Origin of the sequence: Aeromonas bivalvium, from assembly GCF_000819765.1 — a bacterium.
Classification (GTDB): domain Bacteria; phylum Pseudomonadota; class Gammaproteobacteria; order Enterobacterales; family Aeromonadaceae; genus Aeromonas; species Aeromonas bivalvium.
This window is the reverse complement of the sequence record NZ_CDBT01000028.1, coordinates 1-557: the sequence shown is the minus strand read 5'-3', so window position 1 is coordinate 557 and position 557 is coordinate 1. Positions and strand designations below refer to the sequence as shown.

The following is a 557-nucleotide window of genomic DNA, read 5'->3' as shown; positions in this document are numbered from 1 at the left end:
CTGGCGGCTGCTGTTTCTGCTGGGGCTGGGGACGGGCGCCTGGCTGGCGCTGACCCTGGGCTGGGCCAGCATGCCCGCATTGACCACCTTGCCCGGCTGGCCTGTGGTGCTGCTGGCCGGCTTGCTGGTGGGCATAGGCACCCGCCTTGGCAATGGCTGCACCAGCGGTCACGGCATCTGCGGCATGGGGCGGCTCTCGGTGCGATCCATCGCCGCCACCCTGACCTTTATGGCGGTGGGTTTCATCACCGTCTTTTTCACTCACCACATTCTCTGACGGGGTGATTGCCATGAGATTGCTGACAAGTTTGCTCGCGGGTCTGCTGTTCGGACTGGGGATGGCCATCTCCGGCATGATAGACCCCGCCCGGGTCACCGGTTTTCTCGATCTGGTCGGCGCCTGGGATCCCAGCCTCGCCTTCGTGATGGGGGGCGCCCTGGTGGTCTTCATGCCTGGTTATTTTTTGTTGGTGAAGCCCCGCAGCCGGAGCCTGCTGGGTGAGCCCATCGTCGCTGTGCCGCCCTCCGTGCTGGATAGGCCCCTGCTGGGGGGCGCC

General features: G+C 65.7%; 2 protein-coding genes. Both read left to right on the top strand.

The genetic code is table 11. The features are described 5' to 3' along the window. Positions 1–277 (top strand): YeeE/YedE family protein (locus BN1119_RS10485; RefSeq protein ID WP_041997639.1); only part of this gene is annotated, 277 nt, incomplete at its 5' end. Positions 278–290: 13 nt separating this feature from the next. Then, on the top strand, positions 291–557 hold a 267-nt coding region (locus BN1119_RS10480), incomplete at its 3' end, for a DUF6691 family protein (RefSeq protein ID WP_041997640.1).